27 protein-coding genes and 1 pseudogene are annotated in these 26257 nt (G+C 59.8%); 12 read left to right on the forward strand and 16 right to left on the reverse strand.

Features of this window, described 5'->3' with window-relative positions; translation table 11 throughout:
- Nucleotides 1–76 precede the first annotated feature (76 nt).
- Entirely contained in the window at nucleotides 77–934 is an 858-nt protein-coding gene (locus tag ACMVPR_RS13765; RefSeq protein ID WP_300588601.1) for a DMT family transporter, read from the forward strand.
- 20 nt (nucleotides 935–954) lie between these two features.
- Here the strand turns inward: ACMVPR_RS13765 and ACMVPR_RS13770 are convergent, their stop codons facing one another.
- Nucleotides 955–1788 (reverse strand): prephenate dehydratase, encoded by an 834-nt coding sequence (locus ACMVPR_RS13770; RefSeq protein ID WP_416883347.1) that lies wholly within the window; start codon nucleotides 1786–1788, stop codon nucleotides 955–957.
- A 124-nt stretch (nucleotides 1789–1912) separates the two neighbouring features.
- On the opposite strand from ACMVPR_RS13770, the gene ACMVPR_RS13775 reads away from it, so the two are divergent.
- The 5 genes from ACMVPR_RS13775 (at nucleotide 1913) to ACMVPR_RS13795 (ending at nucleotide 8514) form a co-directional block, all read left to right on the forward strand.
- A complete protein-coding gene (locus ACMVPR_RS13775) occupies nucleotides 1913–2428 on the forward strand; it encodes a c-type cytochrome (protein ID WP_416883348.1) in 516 nt (171 codons plus the stop codon).
- A 185-nt stretch (nucleotides 2429–2613) separates the two neighbouring features.
- Nucleotides 2614–4563 (forward strand): extracellular solute-binding protein, encoded by a 1950-nt coding sequence (locus tag ACMVPR_RS13780; RefSeq protein ID WP_416883349.1) that lies wholly within the window; start codon nucleotides 2614–2616, stop codon nucleotides 4561–4563.
- Between the two features lie 7 nt (nucleotides 4564–4570).
- The gene (locus ACMVPR_RS13785) at nucleotides 4571–5731 is read left to right on the forward strand and encodes a microcin C ABC transporter permease YejB (protein WP_416883350.1); all 1161 of its coding nucleotides are present in this window, start codon (nucleotides 4571–4573) and stop codon (nucleotides 5729–5731) included.
- A 3-nt stretch (nucleotides 5732–5734) separates the two neighbouring features.
- Nucleotides 5735–6925 carry an ABC transporter permease gene (locus tag ACMVPR_RS13790; RefSeq protein ID WP_300588611.1) on the forward strand — a complete coding sequence of 397 codons (1191 nt, stop codon included), beginning with the start codon at nucleotides 5735–5737 and terminating at the stop codon, nucleotides 6923–6925.
- Nucleotides 6922–8514, forward strand: coding sequence for an ABC transporter ATP-binding protein (locus tag ACMVPR_RS13795; protein ID WP_416883351.1), 1593 nt, complete (start codon nucleotides 6922–6924; stop codon nucleotides 8512–8514). Before ACMVPR_RS13790 ends, ACMVPR_RS13795 begins: the two co-directional genes overlap by 4 nt.
- Here ACMVPR_RS13795 and hemN read toward each other — a convergent pair.
- Nucleotides 8511–9867: pseudogene (hemN, locus tag ACMVPR_RS13800) on the reverse strand (oxygen-independent coproporphyrinogen III oxidase). The gene ACMVPR_RS13795 and the pseudogene hemN sit on opposite strands and share 4 nt — an antisense overlap.
- A gap of 59 nt (nucleotides 9868–9926) precedes the next feature.
- Here hemN and fnrL point away from each other — a divergent pair.
- On the forward strand, nucleotides 9927–10673 hold the full coding sequence (fnrL, locus tag ACMVPR_RS13805; RefSeq protein ID WP_416883352.1) for a transcriptional regulator FnrL: 747 nt from the start codon (nucleotides 9927–9929) through the stop codon (nucleotides 10671–10673).
- Between the two features lie 3 nt (nucleotides 10674–10676).
- Here the strand turns inward: fnrL and ACMVPR_RS13810 are convergent, their stop codons facing one another.
- Nucleotides 10677–11768 carry a primosomal protein N' (replication factor Y) - superfamily II helicase gene (locus tag ACMVPR_RS13810; RefSeq protein WP_416883353.1) on the reverse strand — a complete coding sequence of 364 codons (1092 nt, stop codon included), beginning with the start codon at nucleotides 11766–11768 and terminating at the stop codon, nucleotides 10677–10679.
- Nucleotides 11769–11845: 77 nt separating this feature from the next.
- Here ACMVPR_RS13810 and ACMVPR_RS13815 point away from each other — a divergent pair, with 77 nt between their 5' ends.
- Nucleotides 11846–12214: a CZB domain-containing protein gene (locus tag ACMVPR_RS13815; protein WP_416883354.1), complete on the forward strand. Its 369-nt coding sequence runs from the start codon at nucleotides 11846–11848 to the stop codon at nucleotides 12212–12214.
- 96 nt (nucleotides 12215–12310) lie between these two features.
- Here the strand turns inward: ACMVPR_RS13815 and ACMVPR_RS13820 are convergent, their stop codons facing one another.
- From ACMVPR_RS13820 to ACMVPR_RS13850, 7 genes are all read right to left on the reverse strand, one after another.
- Nucleotides 12311–13435, reverse strand: a complete 1125-nt coding sequence (locus ACMVPR_RS13820) for an SPFH domain-containing protein (RefSeq protein WP_416883355.1) — start codon at nucleotides 13433–13435, stop codon at nucleotides 12311–12313.
- 17 nt (nucleotides 13436–13452) lie between these two features.
- Complete coding sequence (locus ACMVPR_RS13825) at nucleotides 13453–14424, reverse strand: DUF2927 domain-containing protein (RefSeq protein WP_416883356.1); 972 nt, start codon at nucleotides 14422–14424, stop codon at nucleotides 13453–13455.
- 4 nt (nucleotides 14425–14428) lie between these two features.
- Nucleotides 14429–15628 carry a toxic anion resistance protein gene (locus ACMVPR_RS13830; RefSeq protein WP_300588628.1) on the reverse strand — a complete coding sequence of 400 codons (1200 nt, stop codon included), beginning with the start codon at nucleotides 15626–15628 and terminating at the stop codon, nucleotides 14429–14431.
- Between the two features lie 29 nt (nucleotides 15629–15657).
- Entirely contained in the window at nucleotides 15658–16560 is a 903-nt protein-coding gene (locus ACMVPR_RS13835) for a 5-bromo-4-chloroindolyl phosphate hydrolysis family protein (protein WP_416883357.1), read from the reverse strand.
- A 172-nt stretch (nucleotides 16561–16732) separates the two neighbouring features.
- Nucleotides 16733–17587 carry a hypothetical protein gene (locus ACMVPR_RS13840; RefSeq protein WP_300588632.1) on the reverse strand — a complete coding sequence of 285 codons (855 nt, stop codon included), beginning with the start codon at nucleotides 17585–17587 and terminating at the stop codon, nucleotides 16733–16735.
- Complete coding sequence (locus ACMVPR_RS13845; RefSeq protein ID WP_300588634.1) at nucleotides 17587–17784, reverse strand: hypothetical protein; 198 nt, start codon at nucleotides 17782–17784, stop codon at nucleotides 17587–17589. Before ACMVPR_RS13845 ends, ACMVPR_RS13840 begins: the two co-directional genes overlap by 1 nt.
- 53 nt (nucleotides 17785–17837) lie before the next feature.
- On the reverse strand, nucleotides 17838–18662 hold the full coding sequence (locus tag ACMVPR_RS13850; protein ID WP_300588636.1) for a pseudouridine synthase: 825 nt from the start codon (nucleotides 18660–18662) through the stop codon (nucleotides 17838–17840).
- A gap of 63 nt (nucleotides 18663–18725) precedes the next feature.
- Between ACMVPR_RS13850 and ACMVPR_RS13855 the strand changes: the two genes are divergently transcribed.
- Complete coding sequence (locus tag ACMVPR_RS13855; protein ID WP_416883358.1) at nucleotides 18726–19187, forward strand: nucleoside deaminase; 462 nt, start codon at nucleotides 18726–18728, stop codon at nucleotides 19185–19187.
- A complete protein-coding gene (locus tag ACMVPR_RS13860; protein WP_300588640.1) occupies nucleotides 19184–19729 on the forward strand; it encodes a pseudouridine synthase in 546 nt (181 codons plus the stop codon). The genes ACMVPR_RS13855 and ACMVPR_RS13860 overlap by 4 nt, the downstream gene beginning before the upstream one ends.
- A gap of 13 nt (nucleotides 19730–19742) precedes the next feature.
- Here the strand turns inward: ACMVPR_RS13860 and ACMVPR_RS13865 are convergent, their stop codons facing one another.
- The 5 genes from ACMVPR_RS13865 to clpS all read right to left on the reverse strand — a co-directional run bounded on the left by ACMVPR_RS13865 (nucleotide 19743) and on the right by clpS (nucleotide 23534).
- Nucleotides 19743–20204 (reverse strand): SRPBCC family protein, encoded by a 462-nt coding sequence (locus ACMVPR_RS13865; protein WP_416883359.1) that lies wholly within the window; start codon nucleotides 20202–20204, stop codon nucleotides 19743–19745.
- A 134-nt stretch (nucleotides 20205–20338) separates the two neighbouring features.
- Nucleotides 20339–21232 (reverse strand): oxygen-dependent coproporphyrinogen oxidase, encoded by an 894-nt coding sequence (hemF, locus tag ACMVPR_RS13870; RefSeq protein WP_300588644.1) that lies wholly within the window; start codon nucleotides 21230–21232, stop codon nucleotides 20339–20341.
- Nucleotides 21233–21320: 88 nt separating this feature from the next.
- Nucleotides 21321–22124, reverse strand: coding sequence for an SDR family NAD(P)-dependent oxidoreductase (locus tag ACMVPR_RS13875; RefSeq protein WP_300588646.1), 804 nt, complete (start codon nucleotides 22122–22124; stop codon nucleotides 21321–21323).
- Between the two features lie 12 nt (nucleotides 22125–22136).
- Complete coding sequence (locus ACMVPR_RS13880) at nucleotides 22137–23150, reverse strand: class I SAM-dependent methyltransferase (RefSeq protein WP_416883360.1); 1014 nt, start codon at nucleotides 23148–23150, stop codon at nucleotides 22137–22139.
- Nucleotides 23151–23174: 24 nt separating this feature from the next.
- Nucleotides 23175–23534, reverse strand: coding sequence for an ATP-dependent Clp protease adapter ClpS (gene clpS / locus ACMVPR_RS13885; protein WP_416883361.1), 360 nt, complete (start codon nucleotides 23532–23534; stop codon nucleotides 23175–23177).
- 85 nt (nucleotides 23535–23619) lie between these two features.
- Here clpS and ACMVPR_RS13890 point away from each other — a divergent pair, with 85 nt between their 5' ends.
- Both ACMVPR_RS13890 and ACMVPR_RS13895 read left to right on the forward strand, forming a co-directional pair.
- Complete coding sequence (locus ACMVPR_RS13890; protein ID WP_416883362.1) at nucleotides 23620–24318, forward strand: HAD family hydrolase; 699 nt, start codon at nucleotides 23620–23622, stop codon at nucleotides 24316–24318.
- A 157-nt stretch (nucleotides 24319–24475) separates the two neighbouring features.
- The gene (locus ACMVPR_RS13895) at nucleotides 24476–26074 is read left to right on the forward strand and encodes a serine hydrolase (RefSeq protein WP_416883363.1); all 1599 of its coding nucleotides are present in this window, start codon (nucleotides 24476–24478) and stop codon (nucleotides 26072–26074) included.
- Nucleotides 26075–26085: 11 nt separating this feature from the next.
- Here ACMVPR_RS13895 and ccoS read toward each other — a convergent pair whose 3' ends face one another.
- Nucleotides 26086–26244, reverse strand: coding sequence for a cbb3-type cytochrome oxidase assembly protein CcoS (gene ccoS, locus ACMVPR_RS13900; protein WP_300588653.1), 159 nt, complete (start codon nucleotides 26242–26244; stop codon nucleotides 26086–26088).
- Nucleotides 26245–26257: the final 13 nt, after the last annotated feature.

Consider the following 26257-nt stretch of genomic DNA (forward strand, 5'->3'; position numbering starts at 1 on the left):
CTAGTCCGAAGGACATCCCGCACTCCGAACAGGCGCAGTGTGATGTACCTGACTTCGGCTCAAGAAAAAGCGCAGCATGATAGAACAGAACCGTGCCATCCTTCTGATGATCGCTGCGATCTTCTGCTTTTCGATCATGGACGCGACGGTCAAAGCCTTGGCTCCGAATGTCGGGGTTCTTCCGACACTTTGGGCGCGCTATGCCGGGCAGATGCTATTGGTGTTCGTGCTGGTCCTGCCGAGGCTCAAAACCGTGGTGCGCACGAAATACCCCGGTTTCCAATTCTTTCGATCCCTTCTGCTGATGAGCGCCACGGCTTGTTTCTTTACAGGTCTGAGCCTGATCCCGCTGTCGGATGCAGCGGCCTTGATGTCGACGAATCCGATGCTGATCACGTTGGGGGCTGCGATTTTTCTCGGCGAAAAACTGGGGGTCCGTCGGATTGGCGGGATCGTTGCCGCAATGATCGGCGCTTTGATCATCATTCGACCGGGCACCGACGTGTTCAGTGCGGCCGCGCTTTTCCCGCTGGGTGCGGCCGTTTGCTATTCGGCCTATGCGCTGCTGACCCGGCGGGTCGGCGCGGATGAGGATGTGTGGACATCGCTGTTCTACACCGGGTTCGTGGGCACGGTGTTGCTGAGCATTCTGGTGCCGTTTCAATGGCAGACGCCAAGTGCTGCGGATGTCGGGCTGATGGTGATCGTGGCCATTGCAGGCACAACGGGGCAGCTTGCGCTGATCCGAGCGTTTACCAAAGGCGAGGCCGCGATGCTGGCGCCATATTCCTACATCGGGCTGGCCTTCGCAGCGTTCTGGGGCGTGATCTTTTTCTCAGAGATTCCAGACTTTTGGACGGTTGTCGGCAGTCTGGTGATCGCGGCAGCCGGGCTTTACGTCTGGCACAGGGAAACCCGCGCCAAGGCAGGGTGACGCGACCAAAACTGTTCGGATCAATCCCTGCGCGGGTCGCGCGGATAGGTCCCCAGAATGTTCAGCATATCGGTGAAGTAATCCAGTTCCTCGAGCGCGCGGGCCACTTCGGGATCGTCCGGGTGGCCTTCGATGTCGGCGTAGAACTGGGTGGCGGTGAACGACCCGTCGACCATGTAGGATTCGAGCTTGGTCATGTTGACGCCATTGGTCGCAAAGCCACCCATCGCTTTGTACAAAGCAGCGGGGATGTTGCGGACCTGAAAGACGAATGTGGTCATCATGCCGTGATCGCCACGGCGGGACGTGTCGCCGCCACGCCCCATCAGCAGAAAGCGGGTCGTGTTGCTGTCGGTGTCCTCGATGTGGCGCGCGAGGATGTCGAGGCCGTAGATCTCGGCCGCGAGTTCGCTGGCCAAGGCAGCGGCGTGTTTTTCCCCGCGTTCCGAGATTTCACGCGCGGCGCGGGCGTTGTCGGCGTTCACGCGCCCCCGGATGCCGTGTTTAGTCAGGAAGGTCGCGCATTGCGGCAGCAGCACCAGATGGGAATGCGCCTCGGTCACGTCTTCAAGTTTTGCACCCGGCACACCGAGGAGGTTGATGTGCACGCGCACGAAGGCTTCATCGACGATCTTGAGTCCGCTTTTCGGCAAAAGACGGTGGATATCGGCAACTCGACCATAAATAGTGTTTTCCACCGGCAACATCGCCAGATCCGCTTGGCCCGTCTGCACAGCCGAGATCACATCTTCAAAGGTGCGGCAGGGCAGCGGCTCCATGTCGGGGCGTTTGTAGCGGCAGGCTTCGTGCGAATAGGCGCCCAGTTCCCCCTGGAAAGCGATGGCATTGGTCATGCGGACTCCGAAAATCTGGCCCACCGGGCGTTTGGTCGCGGCTTCTACACCTTGCCTTGCTGAAGGGGAAGCAATAGATACCCGCGCGATACGCAAGAAACACTAGCGGACGGGTACGCACACAATGTTGGATACAATGACCTTCACCAAGATCGTCGGCAGCTTTTGTGGCGCGCTTCTGATCTTCCTTCTGGGCAAATGGGCTGCTGAAACCCTGTATCACGTGGGCGGTGCCCATGGTGAAGAGGTTGCGGTCTATGTCATCGAAACAAACGAAGACGATGCGCCGGCAGAGGAGGTCGCAGCCGTCAATTTCGACACCATGCTCGAGACAGCGGATGCCGCAAAAGGTGAGCGCGTGTTCGGGAAGTGCCGTGCCTGCCACAAGCTGGAAAAAGGCGAGAACGCGGCTGGTCCGTACCTTTTCAACGTCGTTGGTCGTGATGTAGGTACCGCGCAGGGCTTCAACTACTCCGGCGCTCTGAGCGAAGTGGCCGATGTGTGGACACCGGAGAACCTGTACTACTTCCTCGAAAATCCGCGCGGTTATGCACCAGGCACGTCTATGGGCTTTGCCGGCCTGAGCAAATCCGAGGAGCGTCAGGATTTGATCGCCTACCTTGCGACGTTCTCTGAATAATTCGACGCATCGCGTTGCGAAATTTGGCCGCTGCCCGCTGGGCGGCGGCTTTTCTTTTTCACAATCACGTTTTTTGATCGGCATTTGGGCCGGGGTCGCGCATTCTCACCTTGAATGTGGGCAAATTCGTTCTTTAGCTTACATAAGAGCGCAGAAACGCACGCACGAGCAATGGAGACTTGAATATGTCCAACAGACGCAACCGGCCTTCCTTTGCAGACATTGATCGTCGACAAACGCTGAAACTTCTGGGGGGCAGCGCCGTTGCGGCAGGTGCAGGCGCTTCGGGGACGTTGGCATTCGCCGCAAGCCATGGGGGTGAGGACGAGATCATCCGTTCGCATGGCTATTCCTATTTCGGCGACCTGCTCTATTCACCGGATTTCAAACACTTCAACTACGTGAATCCCGATGCCCCGAAGGGCGGACAGATCACGCTCAGTGCGCGCGGCACATTCGATGGCTTCAACCGCTGGGCCTGGCGGGGGAACCCGCAGACCAACTCGGATGTTGTGGGCGAGTCGCTTTTGGCGGGCGACGCATTCGGTACATCGGTACCGGCGGATTCGCTGACCGACCAATACTGCCTGATCGCGCGCGAGGTTGAATATCCGAAGTCCAAGGAATGGTGCGTGTTCCACCTGCGGGACGACGTGGTTTTCCGCAACGGGGCGCCGCTGCGTGCGCAGGATGCAGCTTTCACATTCAACCTGTTCATCGAACAGGGCATCCGGTCCTTCTCGCGGTCGGTGAGTGAACGGATCGAAGGTGTCGAAGTCATTGATGACCTGACGCTGCGCTACAAATTCGTGGATGGCATCTCGCGCCGCTCCCTGGTGAGCCAGGTGGGCGGCATGATCGTGCTGTCCGAAGAGTGGTACAAGGAAACCGGCGAACGGCTGGACGAACCGTCGGTTCTGTCGCCGATGGGATCGGGGCCGTACCAGGTGGGCGACTACGAATTCAACCGTTACGTGGTGTATGAACGGAACCCGAACTACTGGGGCTGGGATCATCCGGTCAACGTAGGACGGCACAATTTCGACCGCATCCGCATCGAATATTTCGCTGATGCGACGGCGGAATTCGAAGGGTTCAAGGCCGGGGAATATACATTCCGATCCGAAGGATCGAGCAAACGCTGGGCGACAGGATACGACTTCCCGGCGTTGCAAGAGGGACAGGTGATCAAGGAGGCGTTGCCGGACCAGACGGCACCGCTGAATTCCGGCATCATTTTCAACACCTTGCGCGCACCGGTCGACAATCGAAATGTGCGTCACGCGCTGTCGCTTGCCTTCAACTTTGAATGGACGCGAGAGTCGCTGGAATTCGATTTGACGACACAGCGCAACTCGTTTGCCGAAGGGCAGGAATGGGAAGCCAAAGGCGTCCCCGAGGGCGCGGAACTGGCCTTCCTGCAATCGCTTGGCGACGTTGTGCCACCCGAGATGCTGACCGAGCCCGTTGTCATGCCGCATACGTCGAACAAGGATAATCCGTCTGACCGCCGCAACCAGCGGACGGCCTTGCGCATCCTTGCCGATGAAGGTTGGACGGTGGACGATCAGGGCCGCATGGTCGATGCCAATGGCGAACAGATGACGCTCGACTTCCTTGTGCTCTCGACTTGGGACGACACGCGGCAGGCGACGATCGAGACTTATGTGAATACCCTCCGCGACTGGGGCATTCAGGTGAACGCCAATGCGGTCGATTCAGCACAGGGCCAGCAGCGGTTCCTCGACAAGGATTATGACCTGATTCAGACCTCCATGCAGACCTTCTCAACCATTGGGACAGGTCTCAAGCAGCTGTTCGGGTCGGAAACGGCGGAAGTGTCGTCATGGAACCCGTCCGCGCTGCGCAGCCCGGCAGTGGATGCCATTATCGAAGCGGCGCTGAACGCAGAATCGCGCGAGGAAGAGGTTGTCGCGATGATGGCGCTTGACCGCGCCCTGCGCTACGAGCGGGTGATTGCCCATGCGGGCTATGTACCGGAATACTGGATTGCCTATTACGACATCTTCGAACGCCCCGAAAACCTGCCTCCGCTTGGTATTGGCGTGCTCGACTTCTGGTGGTTCAACGAAGAGAAATACGAGGCCCTCAAGGCCGCTGGCGCGCTGAGGTAACAGACCCTTGGGAGCCTATATTCTTCGACGGCTGTTGCTGATCATTCCGACTTTGTTCGGGATCATGGTCATCAACTTCGCCCTGACGCAATTCGTGCCCGGTGGCCCGATTGAACAAGCCCTTGCGCGCATTCAGGGCGAAGGTGATGTGTTCGCCGGGTTCTCGGGGGATGGCGGTGGCAACCAGAATGTCGAAGAGACCTTTGGGTCCGACAGCGACTATATCGGTGCCCGTGGCCTGCCCAAGGAATTCATCGAAACACTCGAGATCGAATTCGGTTTTGCCCGGATCGTCTGCGAAGACGGCTATGTCGGGGAACCCGATCTGGATGATCCCGCTTGCCAGAAAGAGGCCATCGGCGCGGTTGAACGCTTTGGCCTGATGATGTGGAACTACCTGCGGCTCGATTTCGGAGAGAGCTATTTCCGGTCCATCGGCGTGATGGAGCTGGTGCTGGAAAAGATGCCCGTGTCGATCTCGCTTGGCCTTTGGTCGACGCTGATCGCCTATATCGTGTCGATCCCGCTGGGCATTCGGAAGGCTGTCAGGGATGGCACCCCGTTCGACACCTACACGTCCGCCGCGATCATCGTGGCCTATGCGATCCCCGGCTTCCTGTTTGCGATCCTGCTTCTCGTTCTGTTTGCAGGCGGGTCGTATTATCAGATCTTCCCGCTCCGGGGGCTGACCTCGGACAATTGGGAAAACCTGTCCTTCTTTGGCAAGATTGCAGACTATTTCTGGCACATCACCTTGCCGGTTCTCGCCTCGACAATCTCGGCCTTTGCGACACTCACTCTGCTCACCAAGAACAGCTTTCTGGACGAGATCAAAAAGCAATACGTGATCACTGCACGGGCCAAAGGCCTTGCGGAACGGCAGGTGCTTTACGGTCACGTGTTCCGCAACGCGATGCTGATCGTGATCGCGGGCTTTCCGGCGGTGTTCATCGGTGTGTTCTTTTCCGGGTCGCTGATCATCGAGACGATCTTTTCGCTGGACGGTCTGGGACGGCTTGGGTTCGAAGCGGCGGTGGCGCGCGATTATCCGGTGATCTTTGGCACGCTCTTTGTCTTCGGGCTGATCGGTCTCTTGGTCGGCATCCTGTCGGACCTGATGTATGTTCTGGTCGATCCACGCATCGACTTCGAAAGACGGGAGGGCTGACCCATGGCAGCCAATCCTGAGCCGAACGAGCGCGCCATCGTGACGGAACCAAGCCCGGCGGTGCCAGTCGCGCCCGTGCGCAGCCGCTTCACCCTGTCGCCGCTGAACCAGCGTCGTTGGAACAATTTCAAGCGCAATCGCCGCGCGTTCTGGTCGCTCATCATCTTCTGCGTGCTGTTCGGCATGTCGCTCTTTGCCGAGTTCATCGCGAACGACAAACCGATCCTCGTGCAGTATCGCGGCGAATATTACACCCCGATCTTCAACTTCTACGCCGAAACCGAGTTCGGTGGCGATTTCCGGACCGAGGCCGCGTATCGCGATCCCGAGGTTCAGTGCCTCATTCGGACAGGTGGTCTTGAGGAATGCTTTGACGACCCAGAAGGCCTGATCGAACAGGTTGAGGAAGGTTTTGTGCCGGACGGGGATTTCTACAAGGGCTGGTCGATCTGGCCGCCCATTCCCTACGACTACCAGACCCCGGTGGACCGCCCCGGCGCGGCCCCCCTGCCCCCGAACGAACAGAACTGGCTGGGCACCGATGATACCAAGCGCGATGTGATGGCGCGGGTGATCTACGGCTTCCGGCTGTCGATCGTGTTCACGCTGATCGTGACGGTTCTGGCCAGCGTCGTCGGCATCGTGGCCGGTGCGTTGCAGGGCTATTTCGGAGGCTGGCTGGACCTGATCTTCCAGCGGGTGATCGAGATATGGTCATCCACCCCGTCGCTCTACATCATCATCATTCTATTCGCGATCTTGGGGCGAAGTTTCTGGCTCCTTGTGTTTCTCACAGTGCTGTTCGGCTGGACCGCGCTGGTGGGCGTCGTTCGGGCGGAATTCCTGCGGGCGCGGAACCTGGAATATGTGCGGGCCGCGAAAGCCTTGGGCGTGTCCAACGCGACGATCATGTTCCGGCACATGCTGCCCAACGCGATGGTGGCGACACTGACCATGCTGCCGTTCATCGTGACAGGCACGATCAGCACGCTGGCGGGGCTGGACTTCCTTGGGTTCGGCTTGCCTTCCTCGGCGCCATCTCTTGGGGAACTGACTCTTCAGGCCAAACAGAACCTGCAAGCGCCGTGGCTCGGCTTTACCGCCTTCTTTGTATTCGCGCTGATGCTGTCGCTGCTGGTGTTCATTTTCGAAGGCGTCCGCGACGCGTTTGATCCAAGAAAGACGTTCACATGACGAACATCCTTGAGGTCAAGAACCTGAGCGTCGGGTTCCGGCAAGACGGTCAGACGGTGGCTGCGGTGCGCGGCGTATCCTTCCATATCGAACGCGGGGAAACCGTGGCGCTGGTGGGGGAATCCGGGTCAGGAAAATCGGTGACGGCATTGTCGACGGTGTCGCTTTTGGGTGATTCCGCGCGGGTGTCGGGGTCGGTGCTTTACAACGGCGAAGAGATGGTGGGCGCGGACAATGCTCAGCTGCGCCGTATCCGGGGCAATGACATCAGCTTCATTTTCCAGGAGCCGATGACCTCGCTCAACCCGCTGCATACGCTGGAAAAGCAGTTGGCCGAGTCGCTGGCGCTGCATCAGGGTTTGACGGGCGCTGAGGCGCGCGCACGGATCATCGAACTGCTGAACAAGGTAGGCATCCGTGACCCCGAAAGCCGTCTTGGGGCGTATCCCCACCAGCTTTCTGGCGGTCAGCGCCAGCGTGTGATGATCGCAATGGCTTTGGCGAACGGGCCGGAATTGCTGATTGCGGATGAGCCGACCACGGCGCTTGATGTGACCATTCAGGCGCAAATCCTCGATCTGCTGGCCGACCTCAAAAAGGCCGAGGACATGAGCCTTTTGTTCATCACCCATGACCTTGGGATCGTGCGCAAGATCGCCGACCGGGTGTGCGTGATGAAAGACGGGTTAATAGTCGAGACCGGGCCGACACGCGAGATTTTCAGCAACCCGCAGCACCCCTATACGCAGATGCTTCTGAGTGCCGAATCCACCGGATCGCCCAACCCGGTCAAGGAAGGCGCAGAGGAAATCGCGCGCACGGACAACCTCAAGATCTGGTTCCCCATCCAGCAGGGCTTTCTGAAACGCACAGTCGGCTATGTGAAGGCCGTCAATGATGCGACGATCGCCGTGCGGGCTGGTGAAACCGTGGGCATCGTCGGCGAATCCGGGTCGGGCAAGACGACGCTGGCACTGGCGATCATGCGGTTGATCGGGTCCGAAGGTGGGATCACCTATCGCGGGCAGAATGTGCGCGACTGGTCCACACGGGAATTGCGGCGGTTGCGCAGCGATATGCAGATCGTGTTCCAGGATCCCTACGGCAGCCTCAGCCCTCGTATGACCTGTGAACAGATCATTGCCGAAGGGCTTGGTGTACACGGGTCGCCAGATGGCCGGACGGACCGGGAACTGGTGACCGAGGTGATGACCGAGGTGGGGCTTGATCCGGCCACCATGCACCGCTACCCGCATGAATTTTCCGGCGGTCAACGCCAGCGCATTGCGATTGCGCGAGCGATGGTGCTGCGCCCCAAGCTGGTGGTCTTGGACGAACCGACATCAGCGCTGGACATGACGGTGCAGGTGCAGATCGTGAACCTGCTGCGCGAGCTGCAACGGAAATACGACCTTGCCTATCTCTTCATCAGCCACGACCTCAAGGTCGTGCGCGCGATGTCCCACAAGGTCATCGTGATGAAAGCCGGTGATGTGGTGGAATACGGTACGGCGGAAGAGATCTTTTCCAATCCGCAGACGGAGTACACCAAGACACTGATGGCAGCGGCTTTCGATCTGGCCAGTTAAATCGCCGAGCTGTGGCCCGCTGAAGACAGATCATAGGCGTCAAAGCTGCGCGCGATCATCCGGGTCAGCGGACGGGCGTCATGCGGCACGAACAGGCCGGTGTCATCGACAAGCAGCAGGCCTTCGAATTCGCCATTGGCCCGTCGGAGCATTTCCGTCACCTCGGTTGCGGTGGTTTCGTAGTCACGGACCAGCTCGGCCGTATTGACGCGGAAATCGCACATCAGCATCTCGATCATCCGCGCGCGCAGCTTATCCTGTTCGGTAAAACTGTGGCCCCGGACGGTCGAGAATTCATGCGCCCGGATGGCCTTGGTGTAGGCCGACGTGGCCGGCGCGTTCTGCGCGTAGCCCTGCGGGAACTTTGAAATCGAAGACGCGCCCAAGCCGACCAGTACATCCGATGTGTCGTCGGTGTAGCCCTGGAAATTGCGCCGGAGCGTGCCTTTGCGGGCTGCAACCGACAGACCGTCTTCCTTGGTGGCGAAATGGTCGATCCCGATCTCGTCGTAATTGTCCCAGACGAACAACCTGCGCGCCGTTTCGAACAGATCGAGCCGTTCATCAGGGCGCGGCAGCGCGTCCGAGGGAATCATCTGCTGGCGCTTGGCCATCCACGGCACATGCGCATAGCCGTAAAGCGCCACGCGATCCGGCGAGAGGGACAGAAGCTTTTGCACCGAGTTCGACGATCTTGGAGCGGTTCTGATCCGGCAGGCCGTAAAGAATATCGGCATTCAGGCTTTGGATGCCACGCTCGCGGATCATGTCGACGGCACGCTTTGTGGTGTCGAAGCTTTGTTCGCGACCGATGGTCTTTTGAATCTCTGGGTCGAAATCCTGTACACCGATGGACGCGCGGTTCATTCCACTTTCGAACAGCGCATCCAGACGACCCGCATCAATCTCGTTCGGGTCGATTTCGACCGAGAATTCGTAACCTTCTGCAAAATCCGCAACTTCGCGCACGGCGGCAGAAAGGTCGCGCATGTGGTCCGGTGACAAAAGTGTCGGGGTGCCCCCACCCCAATGCAGCCGTGACAGGCGCACACCGCGCGGCAGATGCCGTTTCAGCAAGGACAATTCATCCTTGAGCGTCTCGACATAGGCGGTCACCGGCTCACCGCTTGCGGTGCCTTGCGTCCGGCAGGCGCAGAACCAGCACAGACGGCGACAAAACGGCACATGCAAATAGAGCGATATGTCCGAGTTTTCCGGGATCGCTTCGATCCAACTGGAAAAATCCCTTGGTTTCACGTCATTCTTGAAATGCGGAGACGTGGGGTAACTCGTGTACCGAGGTACCTTCGCGTCGAATAGTCCCAAACGGGAAAGTTGTGTTCTCGCTACCATGTGCATACCATTATGAGAGTTACACCCAATCAACTTTGATGCAGATCAAGAACGGACCCATGTTGAAAGAAGACAGCCTCTCCGTCACTCAGGATTGCGGCGATTGCCCGATCCGCCATCGCGCCGTCTGTGCCCGTTGCGAGACGGACGAACTCGAGCGTCTGGAAAACATAAAATACTACCGCCGTTACGAAGCGGGCCAGACGGTGATCTGGTCTGGGGATCGGATGGATTTTGTGGGCTCGGTCGTGTCGGGAATCGCAACACTGACCCAAACGATGGAAGACGGTCGGACGCAGATGGTCGGTCTTTTGCTGCCCAGCGATTTTGTCGGTCGCCCGGGCCGATCGACTGCTGCCTATGACGTTGTGGCGACCACTGACATGGTGATGTGCTGTTTCCGCAAAGCGCCCTTTGAAGACCTGATGGAGCGGACTCCGCATATCGCGCAGCGCCTCTTGCAGATGACGTTGGACGAGCTTGACGCTGCGCGCGAATGGATGCTGGTGCTGGGCCGGAAAACGGCGCGCGAAAAGATCGCCTCACTGCTGTCGATCATCGCCCGGCGCGATGCGACGCTGAACATGGGTGGGCTTGATGGCCCTGTCACCTTCGACCTGCCACTGACCCGCGAAGCCATGGCGGATTACCTGGGCCTGACGCTTGAGACAGTGTCGCGTCAGGTGTCGGCGCTCAAGAAGGATGGGATCATCCAGCTTGAGGGCAAGCGTCACATCACGGTGCCTGACATGACCCTGCTTCTCGAAGAAGCTGGTGACGACACAGATGGCGGGATGCTGATCTGACCCTTATTGGTTCATCGCAGCGACGTAGCCGAATGCAGCGGCGACGATAAGCCCAAGGATTACCGCAAATGCGATCTTCCACGCAGACCAGGGCCGTTCGCCCTGCACCGCACCCGTGCGCCCGTTGACCACGAAGCGATAGCTCTTGCCCCGGTACTTGTAAGCAGCCAGCCAGACCGGCAGGAGGACGTGCTTGAATGTCACATCGGAAATGCGCGTGTCGATGTTGTGCACGCGCTGGCGGTCTCCGCCGATGTCAAATTTGACATCACGCATGATGATGCTGTCCATGTAGGACCGCGCCTCTTGATAGCCCTCGTCCAGTTCGACGCTGTAGGCCTCGGCGCGGAACCCGGCGAGGAATTCCGGCTGGTAGGGTTCCAAGGCCGACAGGTCCCAAGGCTCCAACGCATCGGTGTATTTCTTCGGCAGTGATCGCGATGCGAGCACCAGCACATCGTCAAAGAACCGCGCCACGTGTCCCGAGGCGGGACGCCAGCGCACTTTGGCAACACGCACGGTTTCAGTCTTTCCGTTCCGAACGACCTGGCGCGCCTCGTAGTAGACCGTGCCGTGTTCGCCGCGATAGGACGACTTGGTGTCCGCATCGAACGTCCAGTAAGGCACGTAAATCCCGGTCATCTTGCGCCCTTTGCGCGCGTAGTCCTGTAAACCATTGGGCGCAAACCAAAGCCTTCCGAGCCAGTCGGTCATGGCCTTGCGGGCGTCTTTCTCATCCAGGGCAAAGGGCAAAAGACCTTTTGGTTTGATATGTCGGTTGGGTCCTGTGTCGGTCACCACCGGGGTTGCGCAGAACGGACATTCGGCAGCGTGCACACCGGGGTCGAATTCCACCATTGCAGCGCAGTTCGGGCATTTCGAAACGCGGGTCTCTTCCAGTTCCTGCATCGGCAGCCGATCTGCGATGGCGGTCTGGAAGTCGATCTCGCGAATGCTGCCCCCGGTCCAGGGACCAGACCCCGCGATGTCATTTGTAGCCCCGCAATGATCGCAGAGCATCTTCCCGCTGTCCGGGTCGAACCGAAGGTCCGCACCGCAATTGTCACAAGGGAAGCGATGCTGGGGGTCCGTCATGCCAAATTGTCCCAGTGTCTAAATCCAAGGCGGAGGGGGTCGTTCTCAGGTTGTACAACTAAAGACAAGGATACTTCATGAACAACGCAAACCTCTACACGCAGCTGAGCGACGCGATCGGAGCACATGGCGCGTGGAAACTTCGTTTGCGGATGGCCGCAATGAAAGGCGAAAGGTCCGACATCACGGGCGCTGCTGGCGATTGCCATGCCTGCGACTTTGGCCGCTGGTTGGACAGCCTTCCCGCCGACATGCGGGCACAGCCCGAAGCCCGCGAGACGATCGACTTGCATGCCGCGTTTCACAAAAGCGCGGGCCGGGTGGCGCAGATGATTGCGCAAGGCAAAAAGGACGCGGCACTTGCCCTTCTGGATGACGAATTCAGCGAAGCGTCGAGCGCGCTCAAAAGTGCTGTCGCAAAGTGGAAACTGTCGGCAAGCCGATAAGCCGGTGTGGGACGTCATCATGAACCGCGTTCACCCATGTTGGTGATGATGAGACGTTGAGGGGCACAACAAAGCACGTGCCCATCTCGCATCTGGTCATGCTCCGGGCGGGGGCGGCGGCAAAACGGTGAAAAGCTGGGCCAGTTCCATCACATCTTCGGCCTTTTTCCAGCCGTCCTGACCCGCAGTCCAGACATAGCTGTCGCGGGTCAACGCACCGTCGCTGGCCATCCGGCCCATGGCAGCCTTGGAAAACGGCCCCTTGGTTTCGCCATTCTCGGCCACGTGCCAGACATGCTCCACCGGCGGCGGCGGGGGCATCTGGTGTGCCGGTGGAACAGCGGCGCTTTGCACCTGGGGTGCAGCGCCCCAGGGACCTGCCTGTGCTGCGGCCTGCCCGATCTGCATACCCAGCCCGGCACCCAGACCCGCCTGAATGGCGGCAGCGCCAGCCCCATCCTTGCCCAGCGCTTCGGCGGCCTGAAATTGCATGTACTGGTTCAGGTTGCCGATGACCCCCATCGACGACCGCTTGTCGAGCACCTCTTCCACCGCAGGCGGCAGCGAGATGTTCTCAATATACAGCTCCGGCAGTTCAAGACCGTATTCCGCCAGCATGGGCGCGATTTCCTTGCCCAGCAGCTTGCCCAGCTCGCGCGTGTTTGCCGCCATGTCGAGCACAGGAATCGCAGACCGGGCGATGGTGCGCGAAAACTCCTGAACGATGATGTTGCGGATCTGGAAGCTGATCTCGTCCATGGTGAATTCGCCGTCGGTGCCGACGATTTCGCTCAGGAACCGTGCGGGATCGGTGACCCTCACTGAGTAGGTGCCGAACGCCCGCAACCGCACCGGCCCGAATTCGGGATCGCGGCAGATGATCGGGTTCTTCGTGCCCCATTTTAGGTCTTGGAACCGGGTGGTGTTGACGAAATAGACCTCGGATTTGAAGGGAGAGCGGAAGCCGTGATCCCAATGCTGCAACGAGGTCAGGATCGGCATGTTGTTGGTTTCGAGCATGTAAAGCCCGGGCGTGAACACATCGGCCAGTTGGCCTTCATGCACAAACACCGCCGCCTGCCCTTCGCGCACAGTCAGCTTGGCACCATATTTGATCTCGTGGCCCTCGCGTTCGAACCGCCAGACCATCGTGTCGCGCGTGTCATCCGTCCAATGGATGACATCGATGAATTGGCCACTCAGGAAATCGAAAATCGGCATCTGGGGTCTCCGTTCAGTCAGCTTGGGCCGCCTTCGACAAGCTCTTGTGCAAGGCTCCACACGATGGGTCGGGCCTCGTCAGCGGACATGCCGGGTTGCAGGCGGGGGTCATAAAGGATCTTCAAAAGCAGTTCGTCATGGCTGGTCAGAAGCGCAAATTCCTCGTCATCGTTAAAGATCGACGGGCGTGCGTTCTGGTCGTCATTGGCAAGGCCAAGACCTTGGGCCAGTTCTTCGTGGAAGCAGGCGCGGCGGGTGAGTTCGGGGTGTTCTGTCCGCACCAGAGCCACTGCCTGACGGTAGGCGCTGCTGGCATTGCTGTCGGCAAACGCCACGACGAGGCAATGGATCGAGCGCGGGAGATTCAGGAAGATCGCCCGACTTGACGCCTCCATCCCCGGCGCGATGCGGTCAAGCGTGTCGCGAAGTTGCGCCTTGTCGTCCTCTCCCATCACCAGAACATGGAAATTGGGCTGAGATGACACGAGCGAAATCGGATGACCCGTAACGCGGGCAAGGCGCCGGGTGTAGCTGCCGAGGATCTCACGGTCCTTGACCTGATCTTGGGCGGACAGGCTGTTACCGAAGGTCACGCCGACACGCACTGGCACAGTCCATTTCTTGATCTCACCAAGAGCACCGCTTGAGGGCTGCAGACCGGCGCCGCGGGTGTATTCCTCGGCCAGGGCGATACGTTCGAAATTCCGTGCCAGCATCTGGTCGGTATAGGGCGTATCCACACCGCCACCGTCGACACGCAGCAACCCTTGGGCAAGCAGGTCTTCCTGAACGCGGGCATAGTAGCGGCGCAGTTCCTGCGCCTGTGGCGAAGGTGTTTTGACCTCAGGCGGCGCAACGGCAACCTGAGTTTGGGGCCGTGCCTGCGGCTTGGTGTCCGTCCGCACGGGAGCCGTGCTGAACGGATCGCAGGCAGACAGGGCCGCGAGGGCGGCGCAGGACCACAAAATATGAGACCAACGCCGCTTCACGTGGTTACTGATCCGGCATGGACGCGGCTGTGTTCGAGCCGATTCCGTCCTTGCGCGCCTTGGCTGAAGCCAATGTATCCCGCAATTCCGCTTCCATCTTCTTGAGCTCGGCTTCGGCGGCGGCGCGTTTGGCCTTGCCTTCATCCGCGATCTGCAGGCTTTCCTGAATGGTGCCGATCAGGTCGGCATTGGCCTGTTTCACCGCCTCGATGTCGAACACGCCGCGTTCCATCTCTTCACGGATCAGCTTGTTGCTATCGCGCAGGTTCTTGGCGTTGGAGGTCAGCAATTCGTTGGTCAGATCATTGGCATCGCGCACCGCAGCGGCCGCTTCGGCAGAGCGCTGGATGGTGACCGCCTGCGCCAATTGGGTTTCCCAAAGCGGCACGGTGTTGACGAGCGTTGAGTTGATCTTGGTGACCAGCGACTTGTCGTTTTCCTGCACCAGTCGGATCGACGGCAGCGATTGCATCGTGACCTGGCGCGTCAGCTTGAGGTCATGCACACGGCGTTCCAGATCATCACGCGCAGCGCGCAGGTCGCGCAGTTCCTGCGCCTTCATCACCTGATCGTTTTCGGGTGCGGCCTGCACTTCGGCTTCTTTGGCAGGGATGTCCGTGGTGTCGAGGTCTTTCAGCTTTTCCTCACCCGCCGCGATGTAAAGCGCCAGTTCATCGTAGAATTGCAGCGTCTTGTCATAGAGCAGATCAAGCGACTTGATGTCCTTGAGCAGCGTGTGCTCGTGCTTGAGAAGATCGTCGGTGATCTTGTCGATCTGGGCCTGCACCTTTTCGAACTGGGCAGTGAACTTGGCAAAGGGCGCAGCGCGACCCAACAGCTTTTCCCACCACGACCGTTCGCGGCGCACGTCGAGTTCGGAAACCGAAAACCCGCGGATTGTACTGACGATGCCGCGCAGGCTGTCGCCTGCCGGACCAACATCCTTGTTGCGGACATCGGCCAGCATGGCCTGCGAGATCTCCTGCAATTCCGCCTGTGCGTTCGAACCGAAGGACACGATGGACTGGGTATCCGTCATGTCGATCTCGGCCATGCGCGAGCGGATTTCGTCGCTCAGAACCGGGTCGGCTTGTGCCAGCGGGACAATGGCGTCCACGGCTTTGGGTTCAGGCAGAATCACGGCGTTCACTTCTTCGACCAGGGCCAATGTGTCCTGGGCTTTGGCGCGGGTTGTTTCAGACATCGAGGTTCCCTTTACAAAACATTTCTATTCTATTTCACGTCCCGATCAATTCGGACACCTTCGCGCTGCAAGCGGTCCCGAAGAACGTCGATCTCGACCGTGAGGTCAGAGCGGTCATCCAGCAGCATCTTGCGCGTGCGCGCGGAGAAATTCTGTTCCAGATCGTCCAGCAAGGCTTCGTAATCGGTGCGTGCCTGCGCGTCCTGTGTCCGGGCATAGACATCCGCAAACTTGATCGTCGCGTCGCGTGCGCCCATCAGGTACACGCTGAGATACTTGCGGGCCGATGTGAGATCCCTTGGGTCTTCCTCAACCGTTCGGAACAGGTCCTTTGCCGTCGTCTCGAACCGTTCAACACGCGCGATCATGCTGCGATCACCAGAGCGCTTGATGGCGTCCCGCATTGCCGCAAGATGGGCCTCGGCTTCATCGACGGCACGCGCTACGCGATCCTGCTGGAAAGTGTCGATCCCTTCCATCCCCTTGTCCCGCATCGGGTCGATCCCGAATGCGCCCAGATGCAGCGCGGCGGCTGCCGCTCCGTAGATGATCGGCGCAATCAACCCGGGTTCATTGGCGAAAGCCGCAATACCGACGCCGATACCCGTCAGCACGGCAGCAGCGATCTTGCGCGGAAAGGCCGGACGTCGCGCCACCTTGCGGGCATTATACGCTGCCTCGGCGGTCAGACCGCCCCGCAACAGCCACGCGCCCAGCAGCAGTACCCCTGCGCCGACAAGCCCGAGCCCCATGCCAATCGCACCTTCGTTGATCGAGGTGAAGGCAAGAACGATAGGTGGAATAAACAGGACGTTGGATCGCGCACCGACAGGATCAACGGTTGCCCCTTTGAACGCGTTCGACGGGCCACCTTTCGACGATTGCTGCGTTGCCCCGTCCGGGCTGTACTTGCCGCCAAAGCGTTGGGCCATGGTTACAGCCCCCCAAGCCAGCCGCTGGTCACCCCAAACAACACGACAAGCAACAAGGCGTAGCTGACTTTTTGCAGGCCGGCACCGGACATGAGATCCCCTTTCCCAAGTGTCTTTAGAAACTTAGGGGATGTGCCAATGGCTTACTAGGGGGAAGTCGGCACAGTTCTGCTCATGCTGCTTGGTAACGGTGCATCCGGTTGAACAGAAGATCGGTCTGAAGCTCGAAATTGTCGCGCCCCTGACCGATCCCTCGCTGGCGCGCGCGTGTCTCGAACGTATCGACAAGTGTCTGGATCTTGATCAGAAATTTGCGGCGCTGGAACGGAGTCACTTTGCCTTCCGGCGCCGCAAGCAACGTCGCGACCTCAAGCTGCATCTTGTCGAGCAATTTGTTCACCGAGGGCGCGATCCGTTGCAGCGTCGGTGTAGCGACATCAATGGTGCCCAAGAGCCCCATAATGGTGTTTACGGCAATGCGCGTGCGCTCGAAAAGATCGTCATCTTCAAGCCGCGCCAGTGACAGAAGCAGGTCTTCGCAGCGATCATCGAAATTCTGGTAGAGCTGCGTGTTGATGATCCGATGCTTCATTGCCGGATTGTCCATGCCTTTGTCGCGCATCGGATCAAGGCCAAACGCGATGAGACACAGAATGAAGATCGAGATGCCGATCACGAGGGGAATCGCGGGCAGATCAATCTTGGTGGTCGCCAAAAGGCCGACAACCAAAGCGACGATCGTGCTGCCGATCAGCTTGAAAGGAATCCTCGGGCGCGCGGCGATTTCGCAGGAATCATAAGCGATGTGCGCCTTCTGCCCGATGGACAGAAACAGCAGACCAACTCCAAACAACGAAATGATGAGGATGGCCGAGGCGAAGCCGGCAACTGTTCCATCCAGCAACCAGAGAATCAGCGGACAGGTCGCCAACACCATGAAGCCCACCGGCACGTCTTCGGCCGGGGCAGCCTTGCCAAGCGAGGCGCTGCGGTCGTCATTCAACAGGTTCTTGAACTGGAGCGTCATCAGAGGAGCCCCAGAGCGAAGATGGTCAGCCAGAGGATTGCGAACGCCACCCAGGATGCCATCGCGCCATGCGTGCGGATTTGTTGCACCGCACCGCGGAGCGCCTTGGATGTGTCATCGGCAACCGTGCCAAGGTTCGACAGAACCAGCAGCACAGACGTCACAAGCACAGCAGAGGTGATGAAGGTGATCAACATGCCGCCTTTGTCGACAGCAATCCGGGCGGAATATGGGCGTTAAAAGGGAAAGATCAGGGAGTCTTTCGGGGCCCTGCCGGGCGCGGCTTGCGCCGAACCGCGTTTGCCTTTGGTTTCGCGGACTTGGCTGGCTTCGCCTCGGTCGGCATCTCAAGTCCGAGTTGATCTCTGACCACCTTGCGGCGCAGTTCTTCAACGGCACCCGGTTTCAGTTGCCCCAATTGGAAAGGACCATAGGACACCCGGATCAGGCGATTTACCGTCAGGCCAAGGTCCGCCATGGCGCGGCGAATCTCGCGGTTCTTGCCTTCGCGCAGCGCGACGGTCAGCCAGGCATTTGCGCCCTGCTGTCGATCAAGCGTCACGATCATCGGCTGAAACCGCTCGCCGTCGATGACCATGCCCTTGCGCAAGGGTTCGAGTGTTTCGTCGCTGGGCGTTCCCTTGATCCGGACGCGGTATTTGCGGAGCCACCCCGTTGAAGGCAGTTCCAGCTTGCGCTTGATGCCGCCATCGTTGGTCAGCAGCAGCAAGCCTTCGGAATTGAGGTCCAACCGTCCAACGCTCATTACGCGGGGCATGTCCTCGGGCAGCTTGTCAAAGATCGTCGGGCGGCCCTGTTCGTCCTTGGTTGTCGTCACAAGACCCACCGGCTTGTGATAGAGCCACAGGCGCGGCTCGTCCGGGGTGCCTACCACCTTGCCGTTGACCACGACCTTGTCCGACGCAGTAACGTTCAGCGCAGGGCTGTTGATCACTTTGCCATTGACGGAGACGCGCCCCTCCAGGATCAGCTGCTCGGCTTCGCGGCGGCTGGCCAAACCGGCGCGGGCAATGACTTTGGCGATGCGATCACCGGGGGGCGTGTTCTGTGTCATGGCAAGCGGCTTAGTCCAATTCCACCCCTTGGGAAAGGTGAATGCGCGGTCTATGACAGGCGGATGGTGTTCCGATCAAATATGTCGCTGGCGCTGGATCAGGCGCGCGAGGCCGCCGCGCGGGGGGAAGTGCCTGTGGGTGCCGTTGTCGTGGCGGCCGATGGCACGGTGGTGGCTGCGGCTGGCAACCGCACGCGCGAATTGAATGACCCCACCGCCCATGCCGAGATGCTGGCGATCCGTGATGCCTGTGCGCTCTTGGGTGTCGAACGTCTGACCGACCACGATCTTTACGTGACGTTGGAGCCTTGCCCGATGTGTGCCGGTGCCATCGCGAACGCCCGCATCCGGCGACTGTACTATGGCGCGCAGGATGCCAAGTCCGGTGGCGTTGCCCATGGCGCGCGGGTGTTTTCGCATCCGCAATGCCATCACATGCCCGAGATCTATGACGGTGTGAGCGCGTCGGAGGCCGAGCAATTGCTGGTCGATTTCTTTGCCGCCAAACGGGGGACCGGCGTATGACCCGTATCATCCTGTTCAACAAACCCTTCGATGTTCTGTCGCAATTCACCGACAAAGGCACCGAAGGCACGGCGCGGCGCACCTTGTCAGAGTTCATCACCGTACCGGGCGTCTATCCGGCAGGGCGACTGGACCGGGACAGCGAAGGGCTTATGGTGCTGACCGACAACGGAAAATTGCAGGCGAAGATCAGTAACCCCAAGTTCCGGTCACCCAAGACCTACCTCGCGCAGGTCGAAGGAACACCGACCGAGGACCAGCTTGAGCAGTTGCGCGCAGGCGTTGTTCTCAAGGATGGCCCAACCCGACCGGCGCAAGTCGAGCAGATCGCGCCCCCGGACCTGTGGGAGCGCGATCCTCCCGTGCGCTACCGCAAGACGGTTCCGGATGCGTGGCTGCGCCTGACCATCACCGAAGGACGCAACCGGCAAGTGCGCCGGATGACGGCGCATGTCGGCCTGCCTTGCTTGCGACTGGTGCGGTGGTCGGTTGGCGAATGGTCACTGGACGGCATCGCGCCGGGGACATGGCGCGATGCCTAGGCCCGGGCGTCTTTCAGGCAGCCCGGCGGGGACGGCGACCCTCACATTCGGCCTTCAGGTCAGCTAGCCCCTGCTCCAGCGCACTTTGAATTGTTCGCCTTGCATGGCCTGGCAGAAGCGTCGCGTAAGCTCCTCGAAACGATTCCGCAGTGTCGACCCGCGTGTTCGCCCCATCGGCGCTCAAGTGCCAGACATGCCGGGCAGAAATCACCGTTGTCGTACCCGTCCAGCCGATGAAGTTTGGCGCCTCCAACGCCTGAACGGTGCTACGGATGGTCATCCCTCCGGCGCGCCATTCGAATTTGGTGCCGACTGTCAGGCGCCCAACCGCGCCGACCCATTCGACGCCGCTGTTCCAGTTCGGCCAAGTTTCAGGATCCGCGATCCGCGCCCAGATCGCTTCTTGCGATGCGGCAATGATGATGGAGGCCCGTGCCTTGGCACGGGTGGTGAGATCGATGTCGAAAAGAGACATTGTTGGCGTCCATACTACCGGGACGCCGGGGGCTTGGCGCGCCGGACCATCCGGCGACGCGGCGACCGGCCCCTAGCAGATGCGTATGCGGCCAAGCTGTATCAAGCCCACTCATCGACACAAAAAAAAATAATTTAAACCCACTTGGCGAGGGGCGGCAGGCTCATCAGAACGGCGTTGGCGTCATGCCCGGTTTCAAGCCCAAACTTGGTCCCACGGTCATAGACAAGGTTGTATTCAGCATAGAGCCCGCGATGCACCAGTTGTGCGTCCTTGTCCGTGTCTGACCAGTCCTGCACACGGCGTTTTTCGACCAGCGGCACATAGGCCGGGAGAAACGCCCGTCCGATATCCTGCGTCAGACTGAAATCGGTTTCCCAGTCGCCGGTGTTGTGATCATCCATGAAAATGCCACCGACGCCCCGCGCCCGTCCCCGGTGTGGCACGTAGAAATACTCGTCAGCCCATTCCTTGAGCTTGGGATAGTACTCGCCGCCATGCGGATCGAGGTGCTGTTTCTGGGTGTCGTGGAAATGCTGGGTGTCCTCGGCATACTCGATGCAGGGGTTAAGGTCGGACCCGCCGCCGAACCACCAGGCATGCGGTGTCCAGAACATGCGGGTGTTCATATGCACAGCGGGGCAATGCGGGTTCTGCATATGCGCGACAAGGCTGATCCCAGACGCCCAGAAGCGCGGATCGTCCTTCATGCCGGGAATACCCTTGCGCGCGGCCATTGCGTGCTGCGCCCGTTCGCCCAGAGTGCCATAGACGGTCGAGACATTGACGCCGATCTTTTCGAACACCCGACCGCCGCGCATGACGCTCATCAAACCGCCGCCGGCGTCCGATCCATCGTCGGAATGGCGTTTGGTTTCAGTCACCTCGAACCGCCCCGGAGCGGCATCGCTCATCGGTCCGGTGTCGTGGCTGTCCTCAAGACCTTCGAAGGCCGCAACGATCTGATCGCGCAATTCGCGGAACCACGCAGAAGCGCGGGCTTTTTCGGTGTCAAAGTTTTCCGTCATGTCACTGTCCTATAGTTCTGACAGGACACTACAACGCATCACGGGAATCACAAGCCACTCCAAAGGCTTGAGTTTGAGGCGAAAACGGTCAGTGTGCCGGGGCGCTGACCGGGTCGATCAACGTACGCCCGCCATCAATCGTCATGATCTGACCTGTGATGAAGCCAGAGCTTTCAGAGGCAAGAAATTGCACCGCCTGTGCCAGTTCAGCCGGGCTGGCAATCCGGGACAGAGGTGTATTGCTTTCGATTTCCTTGCGGTACTCGTCATGATCCTTGAGTGCCTGCGCAAGGCTGGCCGACATCACCGATCCCAGCGCAACCGAATTCACGCGGATGCGGTGGTCTGCCAAAGACACAGCCAAAGACCGGGTCAATTGATCAAGAGCCGCCATGGAGACGGAAAACCCGAGAAGTTCCGGCTGTGTCCGCCGCGCTGCGATAGAGGACAGGTTGACGATAGCACCGGCCTGACCGTCTTGCTTGTCGGCGGCCTGCTTGATCATGCGCTTGGCCACCATCTGCGACAGGCGGAACGTGTTGGTGACGTTCTGCAACATCAACGCTTCAAGCGTGGTGTCATCCAGGTCGAGCGGGTCGGAGGGCAGGACCTGTCGGCTGCCATTCACAAGGATATCGACACGGTCGAACGCATCGAGTGTCGCGGACAGCAGGTTGGCCAGTGTCAGACGTTCGCGAAGGTCGCCAGCAAAGTAGCGGATGTTACCCTCTTCTTCGACGATTTCGCCGCATTCGTGGGACAGGCGCGCCTCGTCCATGTCGGCAAACATGACATTGGCGCCCTGATCGACGAAATGGCGTGCAATCGCGAGGCCGACCCCGTTGGCGGCTCCGGTAACGATGGCGGTCTTGCCTTCGATAGAGAATGACATTCTGGCTCTCCCTCAGCGCCGTTTTGTGCGACCGGGTTTGTCGGGGGTGCGCGGTTGGTCTGCCTGAAGTACCTTGAACCGGCTGTCCCCGTCCAGTTCCTGCGTCTGTGCGAAGCAGGTCGCGAGCGTTGTTTCGTATGGCAAGTGCCGGTTTGCGACGAGAACCAGCGTTCCTTTCGGTCGCAGCAAACGCGCGGCAGAACGGATGAAGTCCTGCCCAAGAGATGCATCAGGCGTTCGGCTTGTGTGGAACGGCGGATTCATCACCACCCAATCCAGACTGCCCGCAACACCCCATTTCGTGGCGTCGGCCCAATGAAAACTGACCCGGTCGTCGATTATGTTCTTCTCGGCACAGGTCAAAGCACGCCGGTCCGCCTCGACCAGATCGACATGGGTGACACCCGGCAATTCCAGAAGGTGCCGCGTCAGGTAACCCCATCCCCCGCCAAGATCCGCACCACGCCCCTTGAGCGACTTTGGCAGGGCCTCGATCAGCGCCTCTGATCCGGCATCGGGACCATCCGCCGAAAAAACGCCGGGTTGCGTGATCCAGCCGGAGGGTACAGGCGCAGGGTCAGGAAGCGCGCAGTCCTGAAACGCGTGGCTTGCGGTGAACCAGAAAACCTTGCCATGCGCCTTGGAGATCTGGCCCGCGACAGACACTCTCTCCCGCGCGAATTTCAGCATCGCGTCGACGCCATCGGTCTTGGCACCATCGACGATCACCATTCCGCCGGGTGTAATCGCTTCGGCCTGCGCCAGCAATCCACGCGCCAGATCGCGGCTGCGTGGCAGCGTGACAAGCACCGCATCGGCAGGCCCGGTGGCATAGGTCGTGACTGGATAGCCCATCGCTTCGAACAGGTCGTAGGCGGGTTTGAAATTCTGCTGAATGACGATGTCGAAGCCGGACAGCGTTCCAAGATCCGCGTCAGGCGCAGGTTCAAGCAGAGCAAGCCGCGTTCCTTCGGACAGGGTCAGTGCGCCTGTCTCGCGCGCATGGTCTAATCTTGCTAACGTCATCGGAGACCCGGGACAGCGCCCCGGCTATTCCTTTTCCATGGTGCATTGCAGCGGGTGCTGATGGCGACGGGCGAAATCCATCACCTGCCCCACCTTGGTTTCCGCGATCTCGTGGCTGAACACACCGACAACTGCCACACCCTTTTTGTGAACGGTCAACATGATCTCGAACGCCCGCGCATGCGTCATGCCGAAGAACCGTTCCAGAACATGCACCACGAATTCCATCGGGGTGTAGTCGTCGTTCAGGAGCATCACCTTGTAGAGCGGCGGTCGTTTCGTCTTTGCACGCGTTTCAACGACGACACCCGTATCGTTGTCATCGTTCGACGGTGGTCCTGCCTTGGGGCGGGACGACAGAATGTTGGCCGACAGCTGTCTCATGCTTGGGTCAGGACCTCGGGTTCCATATCCTAGATGGCTCTATATAACGTGTCGTGTCTGCGAGAAAAGAGGCGTGAGCCCTGCCATGATGCGAAAGCTGCAAACAATCGGGTTCGATGCCGACGACACGCTGTGGCACAACGAGCGGTTTTTCAAACTCACGCAGGACCGTTTCGAAGAGTTACTGTCTGATTATACGGACAAATCCCTGCTGCATGACCGTCTGATCGCAGCCGAACGCCGCAATATCGGCCACTATGGGTTCGGCGTGAAAGGCTTTGTTCTGTTGATGATCGAAACCGCCATCGACGTGACCGACGGCGCTGTTCCGGGCCATGTGATCCGCAATATCCTAGATGCGGGGCAGGATATGCTGGCCCATCCCATCGAATTGCTGCCGCATGTCCGCGCCACTGTGGAAACTTTGGCGCAGACGCATCGGCTAGTTCTGATCACCAAGGGTGACCTGCTGCATCAGGAACGCAAGCTGGCGCAATCCGGGTTGGGCGACCTCTTTCAAGACGTGGCCATCGTGTCGGAAAAATCGGTTTCGACCTATCACACCGTCTTCGGTCGGCATGCAGGCGGGGTCGAGGCCGCGATGATGGTCGGCAATTCCATGAAGTCCGACGTGGTGCCTGCCGTTGCCGCAGGAAGCTGGGGCGTGTTCGTTCCACATGACCTTGAATGGGATCTCGAAAAGGCGGATCCACCGCAGAGCGCGCGTTACCGCGAGATTGCCGATCTGGGTGATTTGCCGCCTTTGGTGGCGGATATCGGCTGATCGGCTTCGCCACATTCTTGCCACAATGGCTGACCTAGTAAGCAGATAAGCGCAGCCCCCAACATCTTGCGCCCGTACATCACGAAATTGGGAAAAAAGATATAAAAATAAGGCCTTTATCGCCTTCCTCTCGTGTGGTACCCTTGTGTCAATAATAATGCTGACCGGAAAAATCCGGCGGCTTGAGGCAGAGAAGGCAGATATCGTGACGGGACGGCGCATGAAGCCGGGCCGAATTGGCCTGTATTTTATCACCGCACTTTGGTTGGCAGTCCTGCTGCCGATGAGCGCCATGGCCGCGCCCTATGCCGCTATGGTGATGGATGCCCGGAACGGCGAAGTGATCCATTCGGAAAACGCGGACACGCGCCTGCATCCGGCTTCTCTGACCAAGATGATGACGCTCTATATCGTGTTCGAAGCCGTTCAGAACGGCGAGATCAGCATGGACACGGCCGTTCGCATTTCCCAAAAAGCTGCGGCCGAACCGCCATCGAAACTTGGCTTGCGCGCAGGGTCCACGATTCAGCTGCGCTACCTCGTCCGCGCGGCGGCGATCAAATCCGCCAACGATGCGGCAACCGCGCTTGCAGAAGCAATCTCAGGCTCTGAAGCGGCCTTTGCCCGCCGTATGAACCGCACGGCCAAGGCGCTGGGGATGAGCCGAACCACCTTCAAGAACGCACATGGCCTGACGGAAAACGGCCATCTGTCGAGCGCGCGGGACATGACGATCCTTGGACGCCATTTGCTGTATGACTACCCGCAGTACTACAACCTCTTCCAGCGCCGCAGCACCGATGCGGGCGTCAAGGCCGTGTCCAACACCAACCGTCGGTTTCTCGATTCCTATCAAGGGGCCGACGGGATCAAGACAGGCTATACCCGCGCAGCCGGTTTCAACCTTGTCGCCTCTGCCGAACGCGGCAGCGAACGGATCATCGTGACCGTGTTCGGCGGCAATTCCACCGCGTCGCGCAATGCGCAGGTGGCAAAGCTGATGGATCTGGGATTCAACAAGGCACCCAGCCGCATGGCGCTGCGGACCCCACGCAAGCCGCCATACCTTGGCCCGGACACGTCCGCACCCGCGGAAACCGTTATTGCAAGCAGCCAGACACCGTCGACGAACACGCGCGCCAAATCGATCCGCGTGGTGGCAGCCGCCGTCAAGACAAGCCTCCGCCCCACCGCGCGTCCCGTGGCGGAACCGGTCTTGCCGGATGCACTGGTGGCCGAACTCAAGCAAGACATCCAGTCAGTCCTCGAAGAGGTGCAGACCGCCGAAGTGCGCGAAATCGCAGCAACTTCGGCGCAAGTGGCGATCGCGGCCCCAGCCTCGAACGCCGCCGTCGAAGCTGTGATCGCGGAACAGAAAACCGCGCCCAGCGCGTCGGTCAAACCGGTCGTGCGACCGCGCACATTGGTTCTGGCGTCTGCAAAGACGCCGCAGGCCGCACCCGCACAGCCAGTCGTAAAGCGCGAAGCCGAAGTGGTGACCCGGATTTCGACCTCCGGCGGCCGGCATTGGGGCATCAATGTCGGGCGCTTCTCAAGCCGTCATGCTGCCGAGAAGGCGCTGCTCACAACAGCCCTGGCCGAAATGGCGACGTTGGACGGATCGCTGCGCAAAGTGGTGAACGGGGCACGTGGCTTTGATGCGAACTTCATGGGTCTGACACGCGATGCGGCGGACCTTGCGTGCCGCCGCCTTCAGGCACGGCAGGTCACCTGCTTCATGATCGGGCCAAGCTGACTCTCAGCGGATCAGGTTTTGGGATGATCGTCGTAATCGTCTGACAATATCCGCTGCGCCGCCCCTTCCGGGTCTTCGTATTGCCTTGACCGGACCGTGAACACAAACGCCACAAGCCCGATGCCGCCAAGGATCAGCGATACGGGGATCAGATAGGCAAGAACGTTCATGGAATGCTCCGGG

This window comes from Marivita sp., assembly GCF_048006345.1.
In the GTDB taxonomy this organism is placed as follows: Bacteria; Pseudomonadota; Alphaproteobacteria; order Rhodobacterales; family Rhodobacteraceae; genus Marivita.